Genomic DNA, 16,918 nt, shown 5'->3' with positions numbered 1-16,918 from the left:
CAAATAAGAAATATTTCTATGAGTTTTGCTAATGATATTAAGAACCTAAACAGTTTTTTAAAAGAGCAAGGTTTTTTGGCTGTACCGATGAATTACAATAACCTTCGTTCGTGGGTAAAGGAATTGGATAGTGAACACTTAGTTTATATGTATGTTTACGTCGGTCAGTACAAACAACATAGCCAAGATGGTTTTCTTATCGTATCGCCTCCACGTGATAACGATGATGTTTGGGAACGTACCTCCTTAGCTTTTGGGATTCCTTTGGATGAAAACTTTGAGTTAGGTTCAGGGTTTTATGACAAATACATCAATAGACTTACCAATCTATTGCCAAGTGCAGTTTGCTTAAAAGAAGCTGTTATCAATGAGATGCACAACCCCAGTGAGATTGCAACAAAAGGTATTCATACTGCTAAAATATTAGCTACTCGTTATATGAGAGTTGTACAAGGGTTTCGCGATTTGCAGAAAGCACCTAATTTTACTGAGCTCTGCCAAATTAGCAAAGAAACGTGGTTAAAAAAGAAGAAAATCTATTGGTTAGAAGAAGATTTAGGCAAGAAATATCTTGACCCCTATGCTGATGATATTATAAAACAATATCCTGATACTTATACCGAAAGACTTAGTATTATTTTGGCTACTTATAGTGTTTTTAGGTAGTACCTTCTAAATTTTTAAAACCTAATGTGATGAAAATAAAATATTTTTTCTGTATTTTACTCTTAATTGTGAGTGTGTATGCTTATGCGCAAGGGGAAGCTACTGGCAATGATTGGACTAAAATGGGTTTAAAAGGTAAGGTAAAATCGGTGAAAACTTCTATTTATTTTGCTGAGGAAAAAGGCAATGATTTTGCCAAAGGGTCTACTCTCTCTCAAGGCATTTACCCTGTTAAAAAAATTAAACAGTACAGCGAAATGGAACGAATGGGGGTAAAAGCTTTCTTCATACAGTTTTTAGTAAACATTATCCCTTCGGTTATTACCTTTGATAAAAATGGTTTTATAACTGAAAAATGGCGCTATGATGATATATTTCCTAAAAAAATAGTATATACTTACGACAAAAAGCATCGCCTTATTGATAAATCGACGTTTGTAGATGAGGTTTTAGAAACAAAGGATACACTTGTCTATAACACCAAAGGACAATTGGAGAAAGAAATACTTGACCTAAAAACAAAAGATGAAACTATCTACACTTATACTTATAATGTTGATGGAGAGCTTATTCAAAGGAATTTAAAAAGAACTGAAGATCTCCCTTTGTTTAAAGAAATATACATTTATAACAATAAAAGACTTGTAAATAAGGAATTTTACCAATTCGACCGACTTATATGGCGAGGACTTTATGAATATGGAGCAGAAGGAGAGCTTATTAAAGCCATTTCGCAGAAAATAGACGACTTTATATGGCACTCTAAATATACTTATGACCAGAACAACCAGCTGAAAGAGGAATATCTTTTGATAAATGAGAGTGAAAATAATGGATTTTTAAACAAATTCGGTTCAGATAGGCGTCTCACCTATCATTTGACGTTTTCTACCGATTATCTTTGTGAGTACAAATATACGGATGACAAGCAGGGTAATTGGATAAAGATGATTACTTATGAAAATGGGGTTCCTATGCTTTATGTAGAGCGAAATATAGAGTATTTTAGGTAGGGGGCAGGAGTTAGGAGATAGGGGGTAGGGTGTTTCATTATAAATAATTTTTAGCCTAAAAAAGTTTTATAAACTTAAAAAATCTTCAATTTTATTGAGATTTGAGGGTAAAAAGATTTGTACATTCCCCTCGTGTAATAAGTATATTTCTTTGCAATCGGATAAGGTTTCTAAAATATGAGATGCGAACAGTACGATATGAGTCTCTGATAGTTTTTTTAGCATTTTTTTGATTTGAAGTACCGAGGTAATATCTAAACCGCTAAAAGGTTCATCAAATATGTAGAGGGTGTAGGGCTTTTGTAATACGGCATTGAAATACACTTTTTTTCGCATTCCTGTGGAAAGCTCTTTGATGAGTAGAGTTTTATTTACTTCAAAAGGCATTGTGTTTTGTGGTTTTATATCCAATAGCAAGCTGTAAAACTTATAAAACTCTTCTACGGTAAGGTGCTCGTATAAATAAGGTTCGGTAGGGAGAAACCCGATTTGTTGAGGCATTAAAGGTTGTTGCTGATAGCTTACTTCTCCTTTGAAAGGTGTTAAACTACACAAACATTTGAAAAAAGTAGTTTTTCCTGCACCATTTTTACCTACTACCCCATAGAGTCCGTTTTGAGGAATAGAAAGCTGTATATTTTTGAGAATTAGTTTATCGGAATAACTTTTTTCTTTAATGAAAATGTTGAGCATATTGCTGTCTTTTTATGGTTTGTAGAGCTAAATGACAAAAATAAGGGATTGCTATCACTGGAATGATATAAATAGCACCTATACTTACGGCTAACAAAGCAAAAGTTTGCCATAAAGAATTGTTCCAAAAGGCGTATTTGGTAAGAACTCCTAAGGTAGGAACACTGATATACAAAGGAAAGACTTCTGTATATTGCCAGTGAAAACAAATGATGTAAGTGATGAAAACAGGTGCAAAAAGAAAGGATATATTCAATATTCCTGCTTTGAGTTGGTGTAATAAATAGTCTTTACCTCGATAGGCTGAAACATTTATATGAGCTTTGAACTCTCTTTCAAAATAGGGAATACAACCTATGAAAGCGACAAGAGCTAAGGCAAAAAGAGCTAAGTTAGGGTTTTGATAAACAGCACCTATAATGATGAGTGCAATAGCTATAGGTAGCCCTAAGATAAGTTTATACTTGCGAAATGCAATATGCCAAAAAGGGTCGGCGAGAGAGAAAGGATATTTTAGGGTGAAGTTTTTCTGAGGTAAATAACCTATGAGCACAAAGGATAATGATATGGCAACCGCTGTTATAAAATCCTTTTTTAAGAGCATAAGAATGAGAAAAGGGAGGTTTTCGATTACATATTCAGTAATGATAATCGCTCTATAATGTGAATGTACTTTTAACAATGATAAATCTTTTCGATTATTATGATACATAAAACTTCCTAAGGGCAAACTCCAAAGTGCATATTGCCAACTTTCATAATGCAGATAAAGTGCATATAAGGCATAGCATAATACTCCTAACAGCAACCCAATGGTTAAGATATCTCCTTTTGGGAAAAGTTTTCGGTAATAGATATAGGTTAGATAGAGCGAAGTGCGTAGCCACATAGTGTTTATAATTTGGCTACAAAAGTAAAACTTTATTTTGAAAAAACAAGAAATAGAAAAGTTTACTCTACAACTTCGTATTCATATCCTTTTATGGCAAAAGAAAGTCCTGCACCCAAAGGAATTTTTTCAAAAGTAGTGTCATAGCGTGCATAGCCTAAAGAACGTGAAGCTGGGAAAACAATGCGAGCTTTTTCCTCTCCTTGTATGTCTATAGGTTGTAATTCTATCCATATTTTTCCTTTTGGGATAGGAACTCTGAATTTCTCCACTACGTCTATTTTACTTTCTGTTTTAGGAATAGTGATATAGATAGGTTTTTCAGTAAGAGGACTCATTTCTTGATTGTTCATCTGAAAAAAGTTTAGGCGAAAGACTGCTTTTTCAGTGTTATTTTTGATACAAGTAATATGAAATTCAGTAGCTACCCAATTGGTTTTAAGATTCACAAAATCACCAATGGTTTGAGGAATCTCCTTTTGCTCTTTCATTTCTTCTGGTGTGAAACATAGTGTAGCTCCTACAAAACGAATTCCTTTTCCCTTTAAAGTTTTTAGTTGCTTTGTTTTTGCTGAAACATCTATAGGTGCAAGCATTATTTCTTTTTCTGTAAGGACGATAGGTTTGTCATTCTGAAAGTCTTTTATACAAATAGCTCTTCTTTCATAACTAATATGTGAAAAGTAAATGCTATCAGTAGGCTTGGGCTGTAATTTTTCTAAGGAGAAATTGCCGTGTGCATCACTAATTGTACCTTTGTGAGTGCCTACAATACCGATGTTTACGTACTCAATAGGTTCTCCATTTTCATTTTTTACATTACATTTTAATGTTTTTTGGCTGTAACTAAAAAAGGAAAAGGAAAAAAATATTATCAAAGCTAATTTTGCCATATTATTACTGTGATTGTTATGTTATATTGAATTTGGTAAGAAAAGAAGGGAGGTAATCCTCCGTTTTTTTAATTAAGACCTCCCCATTGCCAACGGTCACCTTTAGGTCTGCTGTTGTCATAACTAAAAATATTAAAGAAGCTAAATCTAAATCTTCCTTCAATTTCTTGAAGTTTTTTAGCATTCAATTCTTAAAAACCTTTAAAGCTGTCAAGTTTCTTCGCTCCTTGAGCTTCTACTTGTTAGGTTCTTTTTAAATTCATCTTTCTTAAAAATTTAAAATTAAACATTTAGTTATTTGAGTATTTTAAGCTATGCGCACTTACTTTAAAAACTTGGGGCAAAGATATGGCTTTTTTGGTGAAGTTGTTATGGGTGAGACGCATATTATAATTTATTTACAATTTTTAACAATGTGCTTGGTACAAAATGAGGGAATTAGAGAATGAGAGAAGGGAAATGAGAATAATGAGGCGTTGGGGGGATTTTGTTGCGGATTTGGCAATGGGAGGGTGGGGTGTAAATACAGCTGATAATCAGTGGTGTAACGGCTATCCTTCGTTTATAGTTCGTTTATCCTTCGTTATAGGTTCGTTTAAAGTAGGTGAAAGGTAAGAGATAAGAGGTAAGAGGGTGGAAGTGTAATAGGCTGATTATAAGGGTGGAGGAGTTAGGAAATAGGGGGTAGTGTGGGAGGAGGTGATTTTGAGATATTGGCAAGGAAAATGGAAAAAGGATGAGAATTTGATAATTGGAGGGGGTTGGCGATAGGGAGCGAAAGGGATGAGATGGGGGGTGGTGGGGTGTTTTTTAATTTTGGAGTGTAAATTCTTTTTTGTACATTTGCCTTAATTTAATTGCTAATTGGAAAAACATTATGGGAAAAGTAACTAAAATCATTTGCTTATTAGTATGGGGCTGGTGCATAGGTGGTTATGCGCAAGGGGAAGTTATCAGTACTAATTGGGCTGCAATGGGGCTGAAGGGGAAGGTAAAATCGGTAGAGACATTGCTTTACTTTGCCGTAGAAAAAGACGGGGTTATTAGTAAAGGGGATCCTTTTTCAAGAGGGATTTATCCTCCGGAGAAGATAGAAATAAACAATATACTGAAAAAGATAGGGCGTAAGGCTTACTTTATTGATTTTTTGACTAAGATTACGCCATCGGTAGTGATATTTAACGAGAGGGGTTGGGTAATAGAGAAGCGGTTATTTGATACTGTTTTTCATCCAAAATTGAAACTACTTTTATAATCTATTTTAAATAAAGAAGATACAGGAATTACAAGAAGATTAGGTAATGGTTTAGTAATAGTTCTTATTTCATTTGATTATACCTATTTTCTCAATAACTTCTAGGTGCAAAGGTACAACATCTTGACAATATAACCAAAAAAAAAATACCTTTGCAACGCACGTTTGTGTGGGGCTGGTAATATGTCAATGTACTACCTATCTATGTAGTAGAATTACTACAAGAAATAAAAAACTTGCCTAAGCCTTTGTGAGAGTAAAAAAACTTTTGTAATTTTGCCCTATATTTAAATAAATAATATAAACATGGAAAAAAACAGAAAAAAACAAATCGTAGTTTTGAGTATAGCTTTAGTTTGCATTTTCATCTTGGTATTTTCATTGTTCCATAAATCAGCGACAAAAGATAGCGCAAATCCTCCTTTAACAAATGTTTTGACTGATAGCATTTCTCAAATTGTCTCAGCTTGTCCTGGCGAAATTGGTGTGGCGGTTATTGTTAATAACAGAGATACGGTTAAGGTCAATAATAAGAGTGTTTATCCTATGATGAGTGTGTTTAAGGTTCATCAGGCATTAGCTCTTTGTAATGACTTTGACAATAAAGGAATTTCACTTGATACCTTAGTAAATATAAATAGGGATAAACTTGACCCAAAGACTTGGAGTCCTATGCTGAAAGATTATTCAGGGCCAGTCATATCATTGACAGTGAGAGATTTGCTGCGTTATACTCTTACTCAGAGTGACAACAATGCAAGCAACCTTATGTTTAAGGATATGGTTAATGTCGCTCAAACAGATAGTTTTATAGCCACACTCATTCCTCGTTCAAGTTTTCAGATAGCTTATACGGAAGAGGAAATGTCGGCTGACCATAACAAGGCTTACTCTAACTATACATCTCCTCTTGGTGCTGCAATGTTGATGAATCGTTTGTTTACTGAAGGTCTTATCGATGATGAGAAACAAAGTTTCATTAAGAATACGTTAAAAGAATGCAAAACAGGTGTAGATAGGATAGCAGCTCCACTTCTTGATAAAGAAGGGGTTGTTATAGCGCATAAGACAGGTTCAGGTTATGTTAATGAAAATGGTGTTCTTGCAGCTCACAATGATGTTGCCTATATATGTCTGCCTAATAATATCAGTTATACCTTAGCGGTATTTGTTAAGGATTTCAAGGGAAATGAATCACAAGCGTCACAATATGTTGCGCATATATCAGCTGTAGTATATTCTTTATTAATGCAAACTTCAGTAAAATCTTAAACTGCACTTGCTTTGATAATTAATGATAAACAATCTAAAAGCACTCTAATCGTTATCGGAGTGCTTTTAGATTACTAATCAAATTGCTTCTATTATAATTTGAATCCTCTACTTTTTCTTTCTTCCTGTTGCGGCACTCTTGCTCCATATCTAAGCCTGTGCCATTGCTCCCTGAACCAGTCGGCAATCGGCTTCCTGTTTATTGTCAGGTTCAGCCTGCTTTCATCGTCAGGGTCATTTTCCACCCTTAAAATATCATCCTTTATATCAAAGTTCCGCCTGTGTTGCTCGGAATAGATTTTACCGCTACATTTCAGGGCTTCTTTTTTGACTATAAGACTTTCAGTCATTTCTTTAGGCATTTAAGATATATTTTTATTTCGGTATTATTTTCCAAAGAAATCAAAAGTGTAAAAATCGGTAAATTGGTAAAGGATTTTTATATCAAACTCACCGAACTCTATGGGTAATTTCGGGTAGTGGGAGTGAATTACAATCTGATTGTAAAGATTTTGTATCGCAATTTTTCCGAAAAGAAAGCCTCCACCTATCTGTTTAAACTTGAAAAACAAACCGCTCAAATAGTGGCTATCTGTAAAGAAATTATGACTCTTTCGCAAAGATTAGAATAGCATCTCACCGAAAAAAACAAAAAATAAATAACGTGTAAAACATCAAACTTTATTTTATATATTTGATTTACAAATTATTAAAAAACTATATTGAAAAGATAAATAAAAAAATCATCAATTTATTTTTTTAGATAAATCTAAATTATTATTTTTGCAAATCTAAAAATATTAAAAATAATAATATTAAACAATTGAAAATCAATTAAGCTAACTATTTAAACCTGAAAAATAATGAATATTAATCACACACTCCCAGAGCTTCCGTATGACAAAAATGCTCTAAATCCGATTATTACAGAGGAAACTTTTGATTATCACTACGAAAAGCATCACGCTGCCTATGTAAACAACCTTGCGGGATTGGTAAAAGATACCGAATGGGCGGAAAAAGACATCGTGGACATCATCCGAAAAAGCTACAACGAAAACCAAGTAGCCATTTTCAACAATGCAGCTCAACATTGGAATCATTCCTTTTTTTGGAATTGTCTCTCGCCCGATGGCGGAAAAAATCCTACTGGAAAAATCGCTGAACTCATCAACCGCGATTTCGGAAGTTTTAAAAATTTTAAAGAACAATTCTCTGCCACTGCCGTAAAATTATTCGGTGCTGGTTGGGCGTGGCTGGCTCAAAATCAGGAAGGAAAATTAGAAATTCTCCCAATGAAAGATGCTTTCACTCCACTGACTGAAAATAAAACTCCTATCCTTACCCTCGATGTGTGGGAGCACGCCTACTATATCGATTATCGAAATGCAAGACCCAAATTCGTGGAAGGTTTTTGGGAACTTGTAAACTGGAATTTTGCTAACCAAAACTTGAAATATAATGAGTGATACTTGTGTAAACCATATCGAAAATTATTGGAAGATTTTAACCGAAGAAGCCAATGAATCTTTTAACGAAGGAAATTATGAAGTTGCTTTGAGTGGCTATCTAAATGCCTTGTACAGAGCTGAAGTGCTTAATGGTAATTTTCTCGATTGCGTCCGACTGAAAGTTCCTTTTGTACAATTGTACGTTGTTTCGTGTAACAACTTGGCAAATTGCTATCAGGAAATAAAAGATTTGAAAAATGCAGAGGAAATGTTGCAAAAAGTGATATATTTTCTTTTATATCTCTATGAAAAGAATTATAAAAAAGAAGAAATTCAGGGAGAATTGAAAAAATCTGTCATTAGTTACATAAACTTTATTCAAAAAAATAATTTAGATACAATAAGTAAAACTATTTTTTTAACTTACTTGAAAAAACGATTGATAACAAACAATTTAGAAAATATAAAAACATTTGATTATGTGCAATTCAATTAAAAAATTGGTTCAGAAAGAGCAATTACAACTCATCCAAAAAGGAATACTAAGCATTGGAGATAAATTACCAGAATTTGTTAAAAAAGCCGTTATTTCTACAAAGAAAGGCATAGAAATCTCTGAAATCACACACAACTACGCAGCCGAACAAGGAAAGTGGATGGTGCTTTTTTGGTGGCCTAAAGATTTTACTTTCGTCTGTCCAACAGAAATTATAGAATTTAATAAAAATAATAAAAAATTTCTGGAAAGAAACGCTATGTTGATTGGTGCTTCTACCGACACCGAATATGTACATTTAGGGTGGAGAGAAAATCATCCACAATTAGCAGAACTTTCTATTCCAATGCTTGCCGATACTTCCAAATCTTTAGCCGAAGAAATGGGAATTTTAAATTGCGAAGAAAAAGTTGCTTATCGAGCTACTTTTATCATTGACCCACAAGGAATTATACAATGGGTGAGCGTTTATCCTATGAATGTGGGAAGAAATGTAGATGAAGTACTTCGCGTATTAGATGCTCTCCAAACAGAAGAATTAACCGCTTGTGGGTGGAAGGCGGGAGAACAAACACTTTCTCAACAATTAAAAAAATAAATAAAATGATCGATACTTACCTTTATACAGAGCTAAAACGCTATACTGCCGACAAATTATCGTTTGAGAAAGGCACAATAATTCGTTTTATTCGTAGCCAAAAAGATTTGCAAAATATTGATATTCAGGAAAATTTGAAAGAAGAAATTCATCAGTCGTTTGAGGATAAGGAGAATAAACATTGGCATCTTTGGCAAGAAGAAAAAAGTTTGCTGGTAGCCGTTTCCAAATACGAATTAGAGGATTTAAGACAAGTAGGGGCAACCATTGTGCAACAACTACAACCATCTTCTGTTTCATCTTCGGTGGAGGCGGTTCTTGAAAATCTGGAACTTTTCTCCGAAAAAGAAAAATACGCCCTCTTGGAAGGTGTGTTGCTTAGCAGTTATCATTTTGATAAATATCTATCCAAAAAAAAGACGGGTAAAATCACGCTATTTGTTTCGGAAACCGCTCTTTCTGAAAAGCAATACAATGAACTTAACACAGTTCTTGAAGCCATTTCCCTCACCAAAAACGCAGTAAATGAACCTGTTAATTATATGGATGCTCTCAAGTTTTCAGAATGGGTGCAGGAAGCAGGTGAAAAATTCGGTTTTGGAACGGAAATTCTTCATAAAAAACAAATCGAAACCCTAAAAATGGGAGGTTTGCTCGGCGTGAATAAAGGCTCGGAAACACCACCCACTTTTAATATTATGCACTACAAACCGAAAAATGCGGTCAATTCTCAACCTTTGGTTTTGGTAGGCAAAGGTGTAATGTTCGATACGGGCGGTTACTCACTCAAAGTGGGCGGCGTAATGAGTACAATGAAATGCGATATGGCAGGTGGTGCCGCTGTATTGGGTATCATTTCGGTAATTGCGGGGAATCAATTGCCTTACTATGTGATTGGTATTGTACCCGCCACGGATAACAAAATCAATTCCAATGCCTTAGTGGTAGATGATGTGATTACCATAATGGACGGCACTACGGTAGAAGTGCAAAATACCGATGCCGAAGGACGACTTGTTTTGGCAGATGCACTTTGCTATGCGAAAAAATTCAACCCTGAATTAGTGATTGATATGGCTACGCTCACGGGAGCTTCGGCGGCGATTACAGGGAGTTTCGGAATTGCAGGACTTTCCAACCACCAAGAAAGTATCGATGCTCTAAAATCCATTGGCGAGGAAGTCTATGAACGCATTGTGCAGCTCCCTCTTTGGAAAGAATACGGCGAACTCATAAAATCTGATATTGCCGACCTTAAAAACATTGGCGGACCCATCGGCGGAGTGAGTACAGCAGCCAAATTTTTGGAGCATTTTACCGATTACCCTTGGGTACATCTCGATATCGCAGGGGCTGCTTTCCTCAAAGACAAAAAAGGCTATAAACAAAGCGGAGCAACAGCAGTGCCTGTAAGACTGATTTATGAATTTGTAAAAAGTAAATGCTAATGAAAATCAAAAAATTATTCATCGTACTATTAGGTATAGGAGGTACATTGTTGTATTCTTGTAAAAATGAAAAATCATCTTTTGAACCCGTTGAAAATTCAGCAAAAGTAGAATGGACGGCATATAAAACTACCGAGAAATTACCTGTAAAAGGAACTTTTCAATCGGTGGACTTAATCAACCTTTCAGAAGGAAAATCCATTGAAGATTTTTTAAACAATGCTGAGTTTTCTATTCGTGCTTTGGAGTTATCAACAGGAGATCCTTCCAGAGATGAAAAAATTAAAAATTCCTTTTTCGGATTGATGAACGAAGCAGGAAAAATATCAGGAAAATTCATTTTTGAAAACCATCAATGGACTATTAAGCTAAGAATGAATGGAGTTAGTGTGAATAATATTCCAGCAGAAATTCAATTCAAAGATAATTTATTGAGTGTCAAATCTTCTATCGATTTGAAAGATTTTAAAGCTTTGAAAGCCTTAGAAGTACTTAACTCAGTTTGTTTTGATTTGCATAAAGGTGTTGATGGTATAAGTAAAGTATGGGAAAATGTTGATATTCAGGCGTCTGTAAAATTAAAAGAAACTAAAAAATGATTACCGAACCCCTCTTACAAGACAACAAAGACCGCTTTGTCATTTTTCCTATACAGCACAATGATATTTGGCAATTCTACAAAAACGCCGAAGCCAGTTTTTGGACGGCAGAAGAAGTAGATTTGTCGCCCGATCTCCACGATTGGCAAAACAAACTCAACGACAACGAACGATTTTTCATCTCGCGAGTGTTGGCTTTTTTTGCTGCCAGTGATGGCATCGTGAATGAAAATCTTGCCATCAACTTCCTCCAAGAGGTGCAATATCCTGAGGCACGATGTTTCTACGGATTTCAAATTATGATTGAAAATATCCATTCCGAGATGTACTCGCTCCTCATCGATACTTATGTGAAAGACCCTGCCGAGAAGGATTATTTGCTTCGTGCCATCGAAACCATTCCGTGTGTTACCAAAAAAGCAAAATGGGCGTTGCGATGGATTACCAAAGGAAGTTTTGCCGAGCGACTCATCGCCTTTGCTGCGGTGGAGGGCATCTTCTTTTCAGGAAGTTTTTGCTCTATTTTTTGGCTCAAAAAACGCGGCTTGATGCCAGGGCTCACCTTTTCTAACGAACTCATCAGTCGGGACGAAGGCTTGCACTGCGATTTTGCTTGTTTGCTCTATGTCAATCATCTACAAAACAAACTTTCGGAAGAAACCATACGAGAAATCATCGTAGATGCCGTTGTTATCGAAAAGGAATTTGTTACCGATGCACTCCCTGTGAAACTCATCGGAATGAATGCCGAACTGATGTGCCAATACATCGAATTTGTAGCCGATAGATTGCTCGTTGCCTTGGGGTGCAATAAAGTGTGGAACGCTACCAATCCGTTTGATTTTATGGAACTTATTTCTCTGCAAGGAAAAACCAATTTCTTCGAACGGCGTGTAGGCGAATACCAAAAAACAGGCGTAGCACAAACCAACAGCGAACAAAACACCTTTTCACTCGATGAAGATTTTTAAAATAACTATTGGCTATCGGCCATTAGCTATTAGCCAAATAAAACCATTAAAAAAATGAAACTTCCCATATTTGCTTACGGAAATAATGTACTCAAAGTCAAGGCACAAGCCGTAGCCTCTGATTTTCCCAATTTGCACGAACTCATCGCCAATATGTGGGAAACGATGGAAAAGGCCAATGGCTGTGGGTTGGCAGCACCGCAGGTCGGAAAATCGTTGCGGTTGTTCGTTGCCGATTCTCAATTGCTTTACGAGGCGATGGACGAAAGGGATAAAATAGCCTATTTCGAAAAAGGCGACACGGGTATTCGGCGAGTGTTTATCAATCCGCAAATAAAAAATCTCTCCGAAGAACAATGGGAAGAAGTAGAGGGCTGTTTGAGTTTGCCTTTTTTATCAGGAAAAGTAGCCCGTTCGTGGTCGGTAGAATTGAGCTACCAAAACGAGCAATTTGAAACCATTACCGAGACTTTTAGCGGAATGACCGCACGCGTGATTCTCCACGAATACGACCATTTGGAAGGCATTCTCTATATTGACCGCGTGAAACCCTTGACGAAAAAATTGATGCAATCCAAACTTCAAAAATTATTGAAAGGGAAACTACAACCCAATTATTTTATGAAATTCAAATAAAGAAAGAAATGTTTGTAATAAAGAGAAACGGAAAAAAAGAAGCCGTTCATTTTGATAAAATCACGGCTCGTATTTATAAACTCATCTACGGATTATCGATTTCGGAAAAAGATGTCATCGAAATTGCTAAAAAGGTAATTCAAGGGATTTACGACAATGTTACCACTACCGAACTGGACAACCTCACTGCCGAAACCGCCGCTGCACAAACCACCATTCACCCCGATTTTTCGGTCTTGGCGGCACGCATCGCGGTGAGCAATTTGCATAAAAATACCCTCAAATCCTTTTCTAAAACCGCCAAATTGCTTTACGAATACACCGACCCTGTAACCCAAACCCACGCACCGCTCATCTCGGAAGAAATTTATAAAATCATTCGTAAAAACGCAGATGAACTCGACAGCAGTCTCATCTACGACCGTGATTATAATTTTGATTACTTCGGATTCAAAACCTTGGAGCGTTCGTACCTCATTCGCACCAACGGAAAGGTAACCGAACGACCGCAACATCTCTTTATGCGTGTCGCCTTGGGCATTCACAAAGAAGATATTCAGGCAGCGATTGAAACTTACAACCTGATGAGCGAAAAATGGTTTATCCACGCCACACCAACGCTCTTCAACGCAGGTACGCCCAAACCGCAAATGTCGTCTTGCTTCTTGCTGAGTATGACCGAAGACAGTATCGCAGGGATTTTCGATACCCTCAAACGCTGTGCTTTGATTTCGCAATCGGCAGGCGGAATTGGCGTGAGCATTCACAACATTCGTTCCACAGGCAGTTATATCAAAGGGACTGGCGGAATTTCCAACGGCATCATTCCGATGCTTCGCGTGTTCAACGATACGGCTCGTTATGTAGATCAAGGTGGAGGCAAACGCAAAGGTGCCATTGCCGTGTATATCGAACCGTGGCACTCGGATATTTTTGATTTTATTGATATTCGTAAAAATCACGGTAAGGAGGAGATGCGCGCAAGGGATTTATTTCCTGCCCTTTGGATTCCTGACCTCTTTATGCAACGCGTAGAAGCCGACCAAATGTGGTCGCTCTTTGACCCCAACGAAGCACAAGGGCTGTACGAGGTGTATGGCGAAAAATTCAACGAACTTTATACCACTTACGAAAACGAAGGAAAATTCCGCAAGCAAATCAAAGCACGCGAACTCTGGACAGCCATTCTCGAAGCTCAAATAGAAACCGGCACGCCTTATATGTGCTACAAAGATGCCGTGAATGAAAAATCAAACCAAAAGAACATTGGTACGATACGCAGTTCTAACCTCTGCACCGAAATTATGGAATATACCAACGCCGATGAGGTGTCGGTGTGCAATTTGGCTTCCTTGGCATTGCCTCGCTATGTTTCCAGTGGGGGATTTGATTTTCAAAAACTCTACGAAGTAACCAAAATCGTTACGCGAAATCTCAATAAAATCATCGATGGAAATTATTATCCCATTCCTGAGACCAAAACTTCCAACGACCGCCATCGTCCGATAGGCTTAGGCGTGCAGGGCTTGGCAGATGTGTTTTTACTCCTCCGTTTGCCCTTTGAAAGCCCAGAAGCTCGGAGGCTGAACAAGGATATTTTCGAGACGATTTATTTTGCCTCGATGGAAGCCTCGATGGACTTGGCAAAGGAGCAAGGGGCATACAGCTCGTTTGCAGGGTCGCCGCTTTCGGAAGGGAAATTTCAGTTTGATTTGTGGCAAGTTGTCCCTTCTGACCGTTGGGATTGGGAAAAACTTCGCCAAGAGGTGATGACCCACGGCGTACGCAATTCGCTTCTTTTAGCACCGATGCCTACCGCCTCTACTTCGCAGATTTTGGGCAACAATGAGTGCTTTGAACCCTACACCAGCAATATTTATAACCGCCGTGTGCTTTCGGGCGAATTTGTGGTGGTGAATAAATTCTTACTCAAAGACCTCATCGAGTTGGGACTTTGGAACCCTACGATGAAAAACAAACTCATCGCCGAAAATGGTTCGGTGCAAAACATTCCTGAAATCCCTACGGAGCTGAAAGAATTGTACAAAACCGTTTGGGAAATCAAGCAAAAAACCATCATTGATATGGCGGCAGAGCGAGGAGCGTTTATCTGTCAGTCGCAGTCGCTCAACCTCTTTATGGCAGAGCCGAATTTGGCAAAGCTCACCTCGATGCACTTCCACGCGTGGAAAAGCGGACTCAAAACGGGTATGTACTACCTCCGCACCAAAGCCGCCGTAGATGCCATCAAATTTACCGTAGATACGCAGCTGCTTTTAGGACAATCACAAGTAGCCTGCTCGCTAGACAACCCTGAGGAATGTTTGGCGTGTGGAAGTTAACTTTCTATTGAAACTATTCGTTTTTAAATAAAAAGATGGAAAATCAATCAAATAACGATTCTCTAATTTCTTTGGAAGAAAAGAAACTTGCTATTCGAGAAGTTTATTCTCAATTAAATAAAGAAGTAAGTATTGAAAAAAACATTTCTTTTGGAGAACAATTTGAGGTTTTAGTTGCGTATGTAGATTTTTTGATTCAGACGGATTTCAACAAGCTTATCAGCATACTTTATCGGGTAGATGTTTCGGAAGAAAAACTCAAAGTAGCCTTGCAAGAAAATAACAACACGCCCATCAGTAGGGTTATCGCTACGATGCTCCTGAAACGCGAACTTGAAAAACGGAAGTGGAGAACTTTGTATGAACAAAAACGTAAATGTTGATGACTCTGAAAAATTAATATAATAACGGAGATTAAGAACAAAGTAATTTCATTAAAATGGAGAGTAAACGGTGCATATATATTAAGAATTAGGATAAATGTTTTTCGTTTCAATACTCACATTTTGGTTCGATGACACTTGAGATTGTCTTACTATTAACCTTTTGAAAGAGGTAGAAGTTTTTTCGCCGATTTGTAAATAGTTCGTAACTCTGCGACATTGAGTTACGACACAAAACAAGTAAAATCAATGAAATTATTTCCGTTATTAAGTCGTTACCTTATATTATTCTAAATTAAACAAATTGTTTATAATCAATAATTTAAAGAACTGATTTTTTTCATTACATAGAAAATAAATCATATTCAACAAAATCAACTACTTATTACTTATATGATGTTTGGAAATGAGCCAAATTAGAATCGTTTTCGATGTGTTCAAGTTCGTTTTTGATAAGTTTGACAATATCTAACTTCACTTGCTTGTAATTGGTTTGTATTTGTTCTTGCATCTTATCTGTTCCCTCTTCATCTAAAAAGGATAGAATTTGCGGGATTTTCTGATAATTTTTCATCTCGGTATTTACCTTTTGGTTGTCCATACTTCCAAAAGATTACTTCCTCGATGTATTTTAGCGACCATTTTTCTTGTTTTTTTCAGTGATATGCTGTTCTAATTGTTGCGAAAGAGCCATAATTTCTTTACAGATAGCCACCATTTGAGCGGTTTGCTGTTCGAGTTTAAACAGATAGGCAGCGGCTTTCTTTTCGGAAAAATTGCGATACAAAATCTTTACTATCTGATTGTAATTCACGCCCACTGCCCGAAATTGTCCATAGAGTTCGGTGAGTTTGATATAAAAATCCATTACTGATTTATCGATTTTTACACTTTTGATTTCTTTGGAAAATAATACCGAAGTGATAAAATGAGCTTTGACTTTCATTCCTGATTGTTCGAAAAGAGATAAAAATCGAGTATGTTCTACCTGATTGAAACTGATAGTATACCGGTAAATAGCCTTATCTATTTTAGGAACTCTTCCTAATTTTCGTTTTTGAGGTTGTAATTTATTGTCCATATACAATTTCATTAGTAAGTAAAAACCACGACTTTGGAGAGGTTTTCGGCTCCCTGCAAGGGCAAGTGGTTTTGAGTGCCTAAACGCCTAATGCGTGCCTCAAAACACAACTTGCTCTGTTCGGGTGAACAGAAAATTCTCCCTAAAGGTCAAATTTTAATTAACCATAAGAAAAGAAGATAAACACTACAAGCTCATAAAGTGATTTAGGGCATATTAGCAATATATTTAA

At 36.6% G+C, this 16,918-nt stretch carries 18 protein-coding genes and 2 pseudogenes; 14 read left to right on the top strand and 6 right to left on the bottom strand.

Annotated features, from left to right (window positions below):
* Window positions 1-18: 18 nt before the first annotated feature.
* Together C4H12_RS12290 and C4H12_RS12285 are read left to right on the top strand one after the other, a co-directional pair.
* Window positions 19-666 carry a hypothetical protein gene (locus C4H12_RS12290; protein WP_106099158.1) on the top strand — a complete coding sequence of 216 codons (648 nt, stop codon included), beginning with the start codon at window positions 19-21 and terminating at the stop codon, window positions 664-666.
* 29 nt (window positions 667-695) lie between these two features.
* Window positions 696-1,679, top strand: coding sequence for a hypothetical protein (locus C4H12_RS12285; protein ID WP_106099157.1), 984 nt, complete (start codon window positions 696-698; stop codon window positions 1,677-1,679).
* Between the two features lie 66 nt (window positions 1,680-1,745).
* On the opposite strand, the gene C4H12_RS12280 is transcribed toward C4H12_RS12285, so the two are convergent.
* The 3 genes from C4H12_RS12280 to C4H12_RS12270 form a co-directional block, all read right to left on the bottom strand.
* Complete coding sequence (locus tag C4H12_RS12280) at window positions 1,746-2,372, bottom strand: ATP-binding cassette domain-containing protein (protein WP_106099156.1); 627 nt, start codon at window positions 2,370-2,372, stop codon at window positions 1,746-1,748.
* Complete coding sequence (locus C4H12_RS12275; RefSeq protein WP_106099155.1) at window positions 2,353-3,261, bottom strand: ABC transporter permease; 909 nt, start codon at window positions 3,259-3,261, stop codon at window positions 2,353-2,355. Before C4H12_RS12275 ends, C4H12_RS12280 begins: the two co-directional genes overlap by 20 nt.
* A 62-nt stretch (window positions 3,262-3,323) precedes the next feature.
* On the bottom strand, window positions 3,324-4,154 hold the full coding sequence (locus tag C4H12_RS12270) for a carboxypeptidase-like regulatory domain-containing protein (RefSeq protein ID WP_106099154.1): 831 nt from the start codon (window positions 4,152-4,154) through the stop codon (window positions 3,324-3,326).
* A gap of 877 nt (window positions 4,155-5,031) precedes the next feature.
* On the opposite strand from C4H12_RS12270, the gene C4H12_RS12260 reads away from it, so the two are divergent.
* Both C4H12_RS12260 and C4H12_RS12255 read left to right on the top strand, forming a co-directional pair.
* On the top strand, window positions 5,032-5,409 hold the full coding sequence (locus C4H12_RS12260) for a hypothetical protein (RefSeq protein ID WP_106099152.1): 378 nt from the start codon (window positions 5,032-5,034) through the stop codon (window positions 5,407-5,409).
* A 306-nt stretch (window positions 5,410-5,715) separates the two neighbouring features.
* Window positions 5,716-6,681, top strand: coding sequence for a CfxA family broad-spectrum class A beta-lactamase (locus C4H12_RS12255; protein WP_004339683.1), 966 nt, complete (start codon window positions 5,716-5,718; stop codon window positions 6,679-6,681).
* 92 nt (window positions 6,682-6,773) lie between these two features.
* Here C4H12_RS12255 and C4H12_RS12250 read toward each other — a convergent pair.
* Window positions 6,774-7,037, bottom strand: a pseudogene (locus C4H12_RS12250) (mobilization protein); the annotation flags it as partial.
* 24 nt (window positions 7,038-7,061) lie between these two features.
* On the opposite strand from C4H12_RS12250, the pseudogene C4H12_RS13925 reads away from it, so the two are divergent.
* The 10 genes and pseudogenes from C4H12_RS13925 to C4H12_RS12200 all read left to right on the top strand — a co-directional run.
* Window positions 7,062-7,313 (top strand): annotated as a pseudogene (locus C4H12_RS13925) (hypothetical protein); the annotation flags it as partial.
* A gap of 231 nt (window positions 7,314-7,544) precedes the next feature.
* Window positions 7,545-8,150, top strand: a complete 606-nt coding sequence (locus C4H12_RS12240; protein WP_106098554.1) for a superoxide dismutase — start codon at window positions 7,545-7,547, stop codon at window positions 8,148-8,150.
* Window positions 8,143-8,628: a tetratricopeptide repeat protein gene (locus C4H12_RS12235; protein WP_095900502.1), complete on the top strand. Its 486-nt coding sequence runs from the start codon at window positions 8,143-8,145 to the stop codon at window positions 8,626-8,628. Before C4H12_RS12240 ends, C4H12_RS12235 begins: the two co-directional genes overlap by 8 nt.
* Entirely contained in the window at window positions 8,612-9,226 is a 615-nt protein-coding gene (locus C4H12_RS12230; RefSeq protein ID WP_106098553.1) for a peroxiredoxin, read from the top strand. The genes C4H12_RS12235 and C4H12_RS12230 overlap by 17 nt, the downstream gene beginning before the upstream one ends.
* Before the next feature lie 5 nt (window positions 9,227-9,231).
* Complete coding sequence (locus C4H12_RS12225; RefSeq protein WP_095900504.1) at window positions 9,232-10,674, top strand: M17 family metallopeptidase; 1,443 nt, start codon at window positions 9,232-9,234, stop codon at window positions 10,672-10,674.
* Window positions 10,674-11,273, top strand: a complete 600-nt coding sequence (locus C4H12_RS12220; protein ID WP_254424738.1) for a YceI family protein — start codon at window positions 10,674-10,676, stop codon at window positions 11,271-11,273. The genes C4H12_RS12225 and C4H12_RS12220 overlap by 1 nt, the downstream gene beginning before the upstream one ends.
* Window positions 11,270-12,244 (top strand): ribonucleoside-diphosphate reductase small subunit, encoded by a 975-nt coding sequence (locus tag C4H12_RS12215; protein ID WP_106098551.1) that lies wholly within the window; start codon window positions 11,270-11,272, stop codon window positions 12,242-12,244. Before C4H12_RS12220 ends, C4H12_RS12215 begins: the two co-directional genes overlap by 4 nt.
* A 54-nt stretch (window positions 12,245-12,298) precedes the next feature.
* Window positions 12,299-12,880, top strand: coding sequence for a peptide deformylase (gene def, locus C4H12_RS12210; RefSeq protein WP_106098550.1), 582 nt, complete (start codon window positions 12,299-12,301; stop codon window positions 12,878-12,880).
* 8 nt (window positions 12,881-12,888) lie between these two features.
* Window positions 12,889-15,222 carry a ribonucleoside-diphosphate reductase subunit alpha gene (locus tag C4H12_RS12205; protein WP_106098549.1) on the top strand — a complete coding sequence of 778 codons (2,334 nt, stop codon included), beginning with the start codon at window positions 12,889-12,891 and terminating at the stop codon, window positions 15,220-15,222.
* 35 nt (window positions 15,223-15,257) lie between these two features.
* The gene (locus C4H12_RS12200; RefSeq protein WP_232748778.1) at window positions 15,258-15,605 is read left to right on the top strand and encodes a hypothetical protein; all 348 of its coding nucleotides are present in this window, start codon (window positions 15,258-15,260) and stop codon (window positions 15,603-15,605) included.
* A 385-nt stretch (window positions 15,606-15,990) separates the two neighbouring features.
* Here the strand turns inward: C4H12_RS12200 and C4H12_RS12195 are convergent, their stop codons facing one another.
* Together C4H12_RS12195 and mobA are read right to left on the bottom strand one after the other, a co-directional pair.
* Window positions 15,991-16,206, bottom strand: coding sequence for a hypothetical protein (locus C4H12_RS12195; protein WP_095900566.1), 216 nt, complete (start codon window positions 16,204-16,206; stop codon window positions 15,991-15,993).
* A 30-nt stretch (window positions 16,207-16,236) separates the two neighbouring features.
* On the bottom strand, window positions 16,237-16,686 hold the full coding sequence (gene mobA, locus C4H12_RS12190; RefSeq protein WP_095900567.1) for a conjugal transfer protein MobA: 450 nt from the start codon (window positions 16,684-16,686) through the stop codon (window positions 16,237-16,239).
* Between the last annotated feature and the right edge of the window lie 232 nt (window positions 16,687-16,918).

The organism is Capnocytophaga sp. oral taxon 878 (assembly GCF_002999135.1).
GTDB lineage: Bacteria > Bacteroidota > Bacteroidia > Flavobacteriales > Flavobacteriaceae > Capnocytophaga.
This window is presented reverse-complemented; position numbering and strand designations above follow the sequence as displayed.

Bases quoted from the DNA above. Each gene is read 5' to 3' on its own strand.
- C4H12_RS12215 (WP_106098551.1), top strand. From the start codon at position 11,270: ATGATTACCGAACCCCTCTTACAAGACAACAAAGACCGCTTTGTCATT.
- C4H12_RS12200 (WP_232748778.1), top strand. From the start codon at position 15,258: ATGGAAAATCAATCAAATAACGATTCTCTAATTTCTTTGGAAGAAAAG.
- C4H12_RS12270 (WP_106099154.1), bottom strand. From the start codon at position 4,154: ATGGCAAAATTAGCTTTGATAATATTTTTTTCCTTTTCCTTTTTTAGT.
- C4H12_RS12220 (WP_254424738.1), top strand. From the start codon at position 10,674: ATGAAAATCAAAAAATTATTCATCGTACTATTAGGTATAGGAGGTACA.
- C4H12_RS12195 (WP_095900566.1), bottom strand. From the start codon at position 16,206: ATGGACAACCAAAAGGTAAATACCGAGATGAAAAATTATCAGAAAATC.
- C4H12_RS12225 (WP_095900504.1), top strand. From the start codon at position 9,232: ATGATCGATACTTACCTTTATACAGAGCTAAAACGCTATACTGCCGAC.
- C4H12_RS12230 (WP_106098553.1), top strand. From the start codon at position 8,612: ATGTGCAATTCAATTAAAAAATTGGTTCAGAAAGAGCAATTACAACTC.
- C4H12_RS12275 (WP_106099155.1), bottom strand. From the start codon at position 3,261: ATGTGGCTACGCACTTCGCTCTATCTAACCTATATCTATTACCGAAAA.
- C4H12_RS12285 (WP_106099157.1), top strand. From the start codon at position 696: ATGAAAATAAAATATTTTTTCTGTATTTTACTCTTAATTGTGAGTGTG.
- C4H12_RS12280 (WP_106099156.1), bottom strand. From the start codon at position 2,372: ATGCTCAACATTTTCATTAAAGAAAAAAGTTATTCCGATAAACTAATT.
- C4H12_RS12255 (WP_004339683.1), top strand. From the start codon at position 5,716: ATGGAAAAAAACAGAAAAAAACAAATCGTAGTTTTGAGTATAGCTTTA.
- def (WP_106098550.1), top strand. From the start codon at position 12,299: ATGAAACTTCCCATATTTGCTTACGGAAATAATGTACTCAAAGTCAAG.
- C4H12_RS12260 (WP_106099152.1), top strand. From the start codon at position 5,032: ATGGGAAAAGTAACTAAAATCATTTGCTTATTAGTATGGGGCTGGTGC.
- C4H12_RS12290 (WP_106099158.1), top strand. From the start codon at position 19: ATGAGTTTTGCTAATGATATTAAGAACCTAAACAGTTTTTTAAAAGAG.
- C4H12_RS12240 (WP_106098554.1), top strand. From the start codon at position 7,545: ATGAATATTAATCACACACTCCCAGAGCTTCCGTATGACAAAAATGCT.
- C4H12_RS12205 (WP_106098549.1), top strand. From the start codon at position 12,889: ATGTTTGTAATAAAGAGAAACGGAAAAAAAGAAGCCGTTCATTTTGAT.
- mobA (WP_095900567.1), bottom strand. From the start codon at position 16,686: ATGGACAATAAATTACAACCTCAAAAACGAAAATTAGGAAGAGTTCCT.
- C4H12_RS12235 (WP_095900502.1), top strand. From the start codon at position 8,143: ATGAGTGATACTTGTGTAAACCATATCGAAAATTATTGGAAGATTTTA.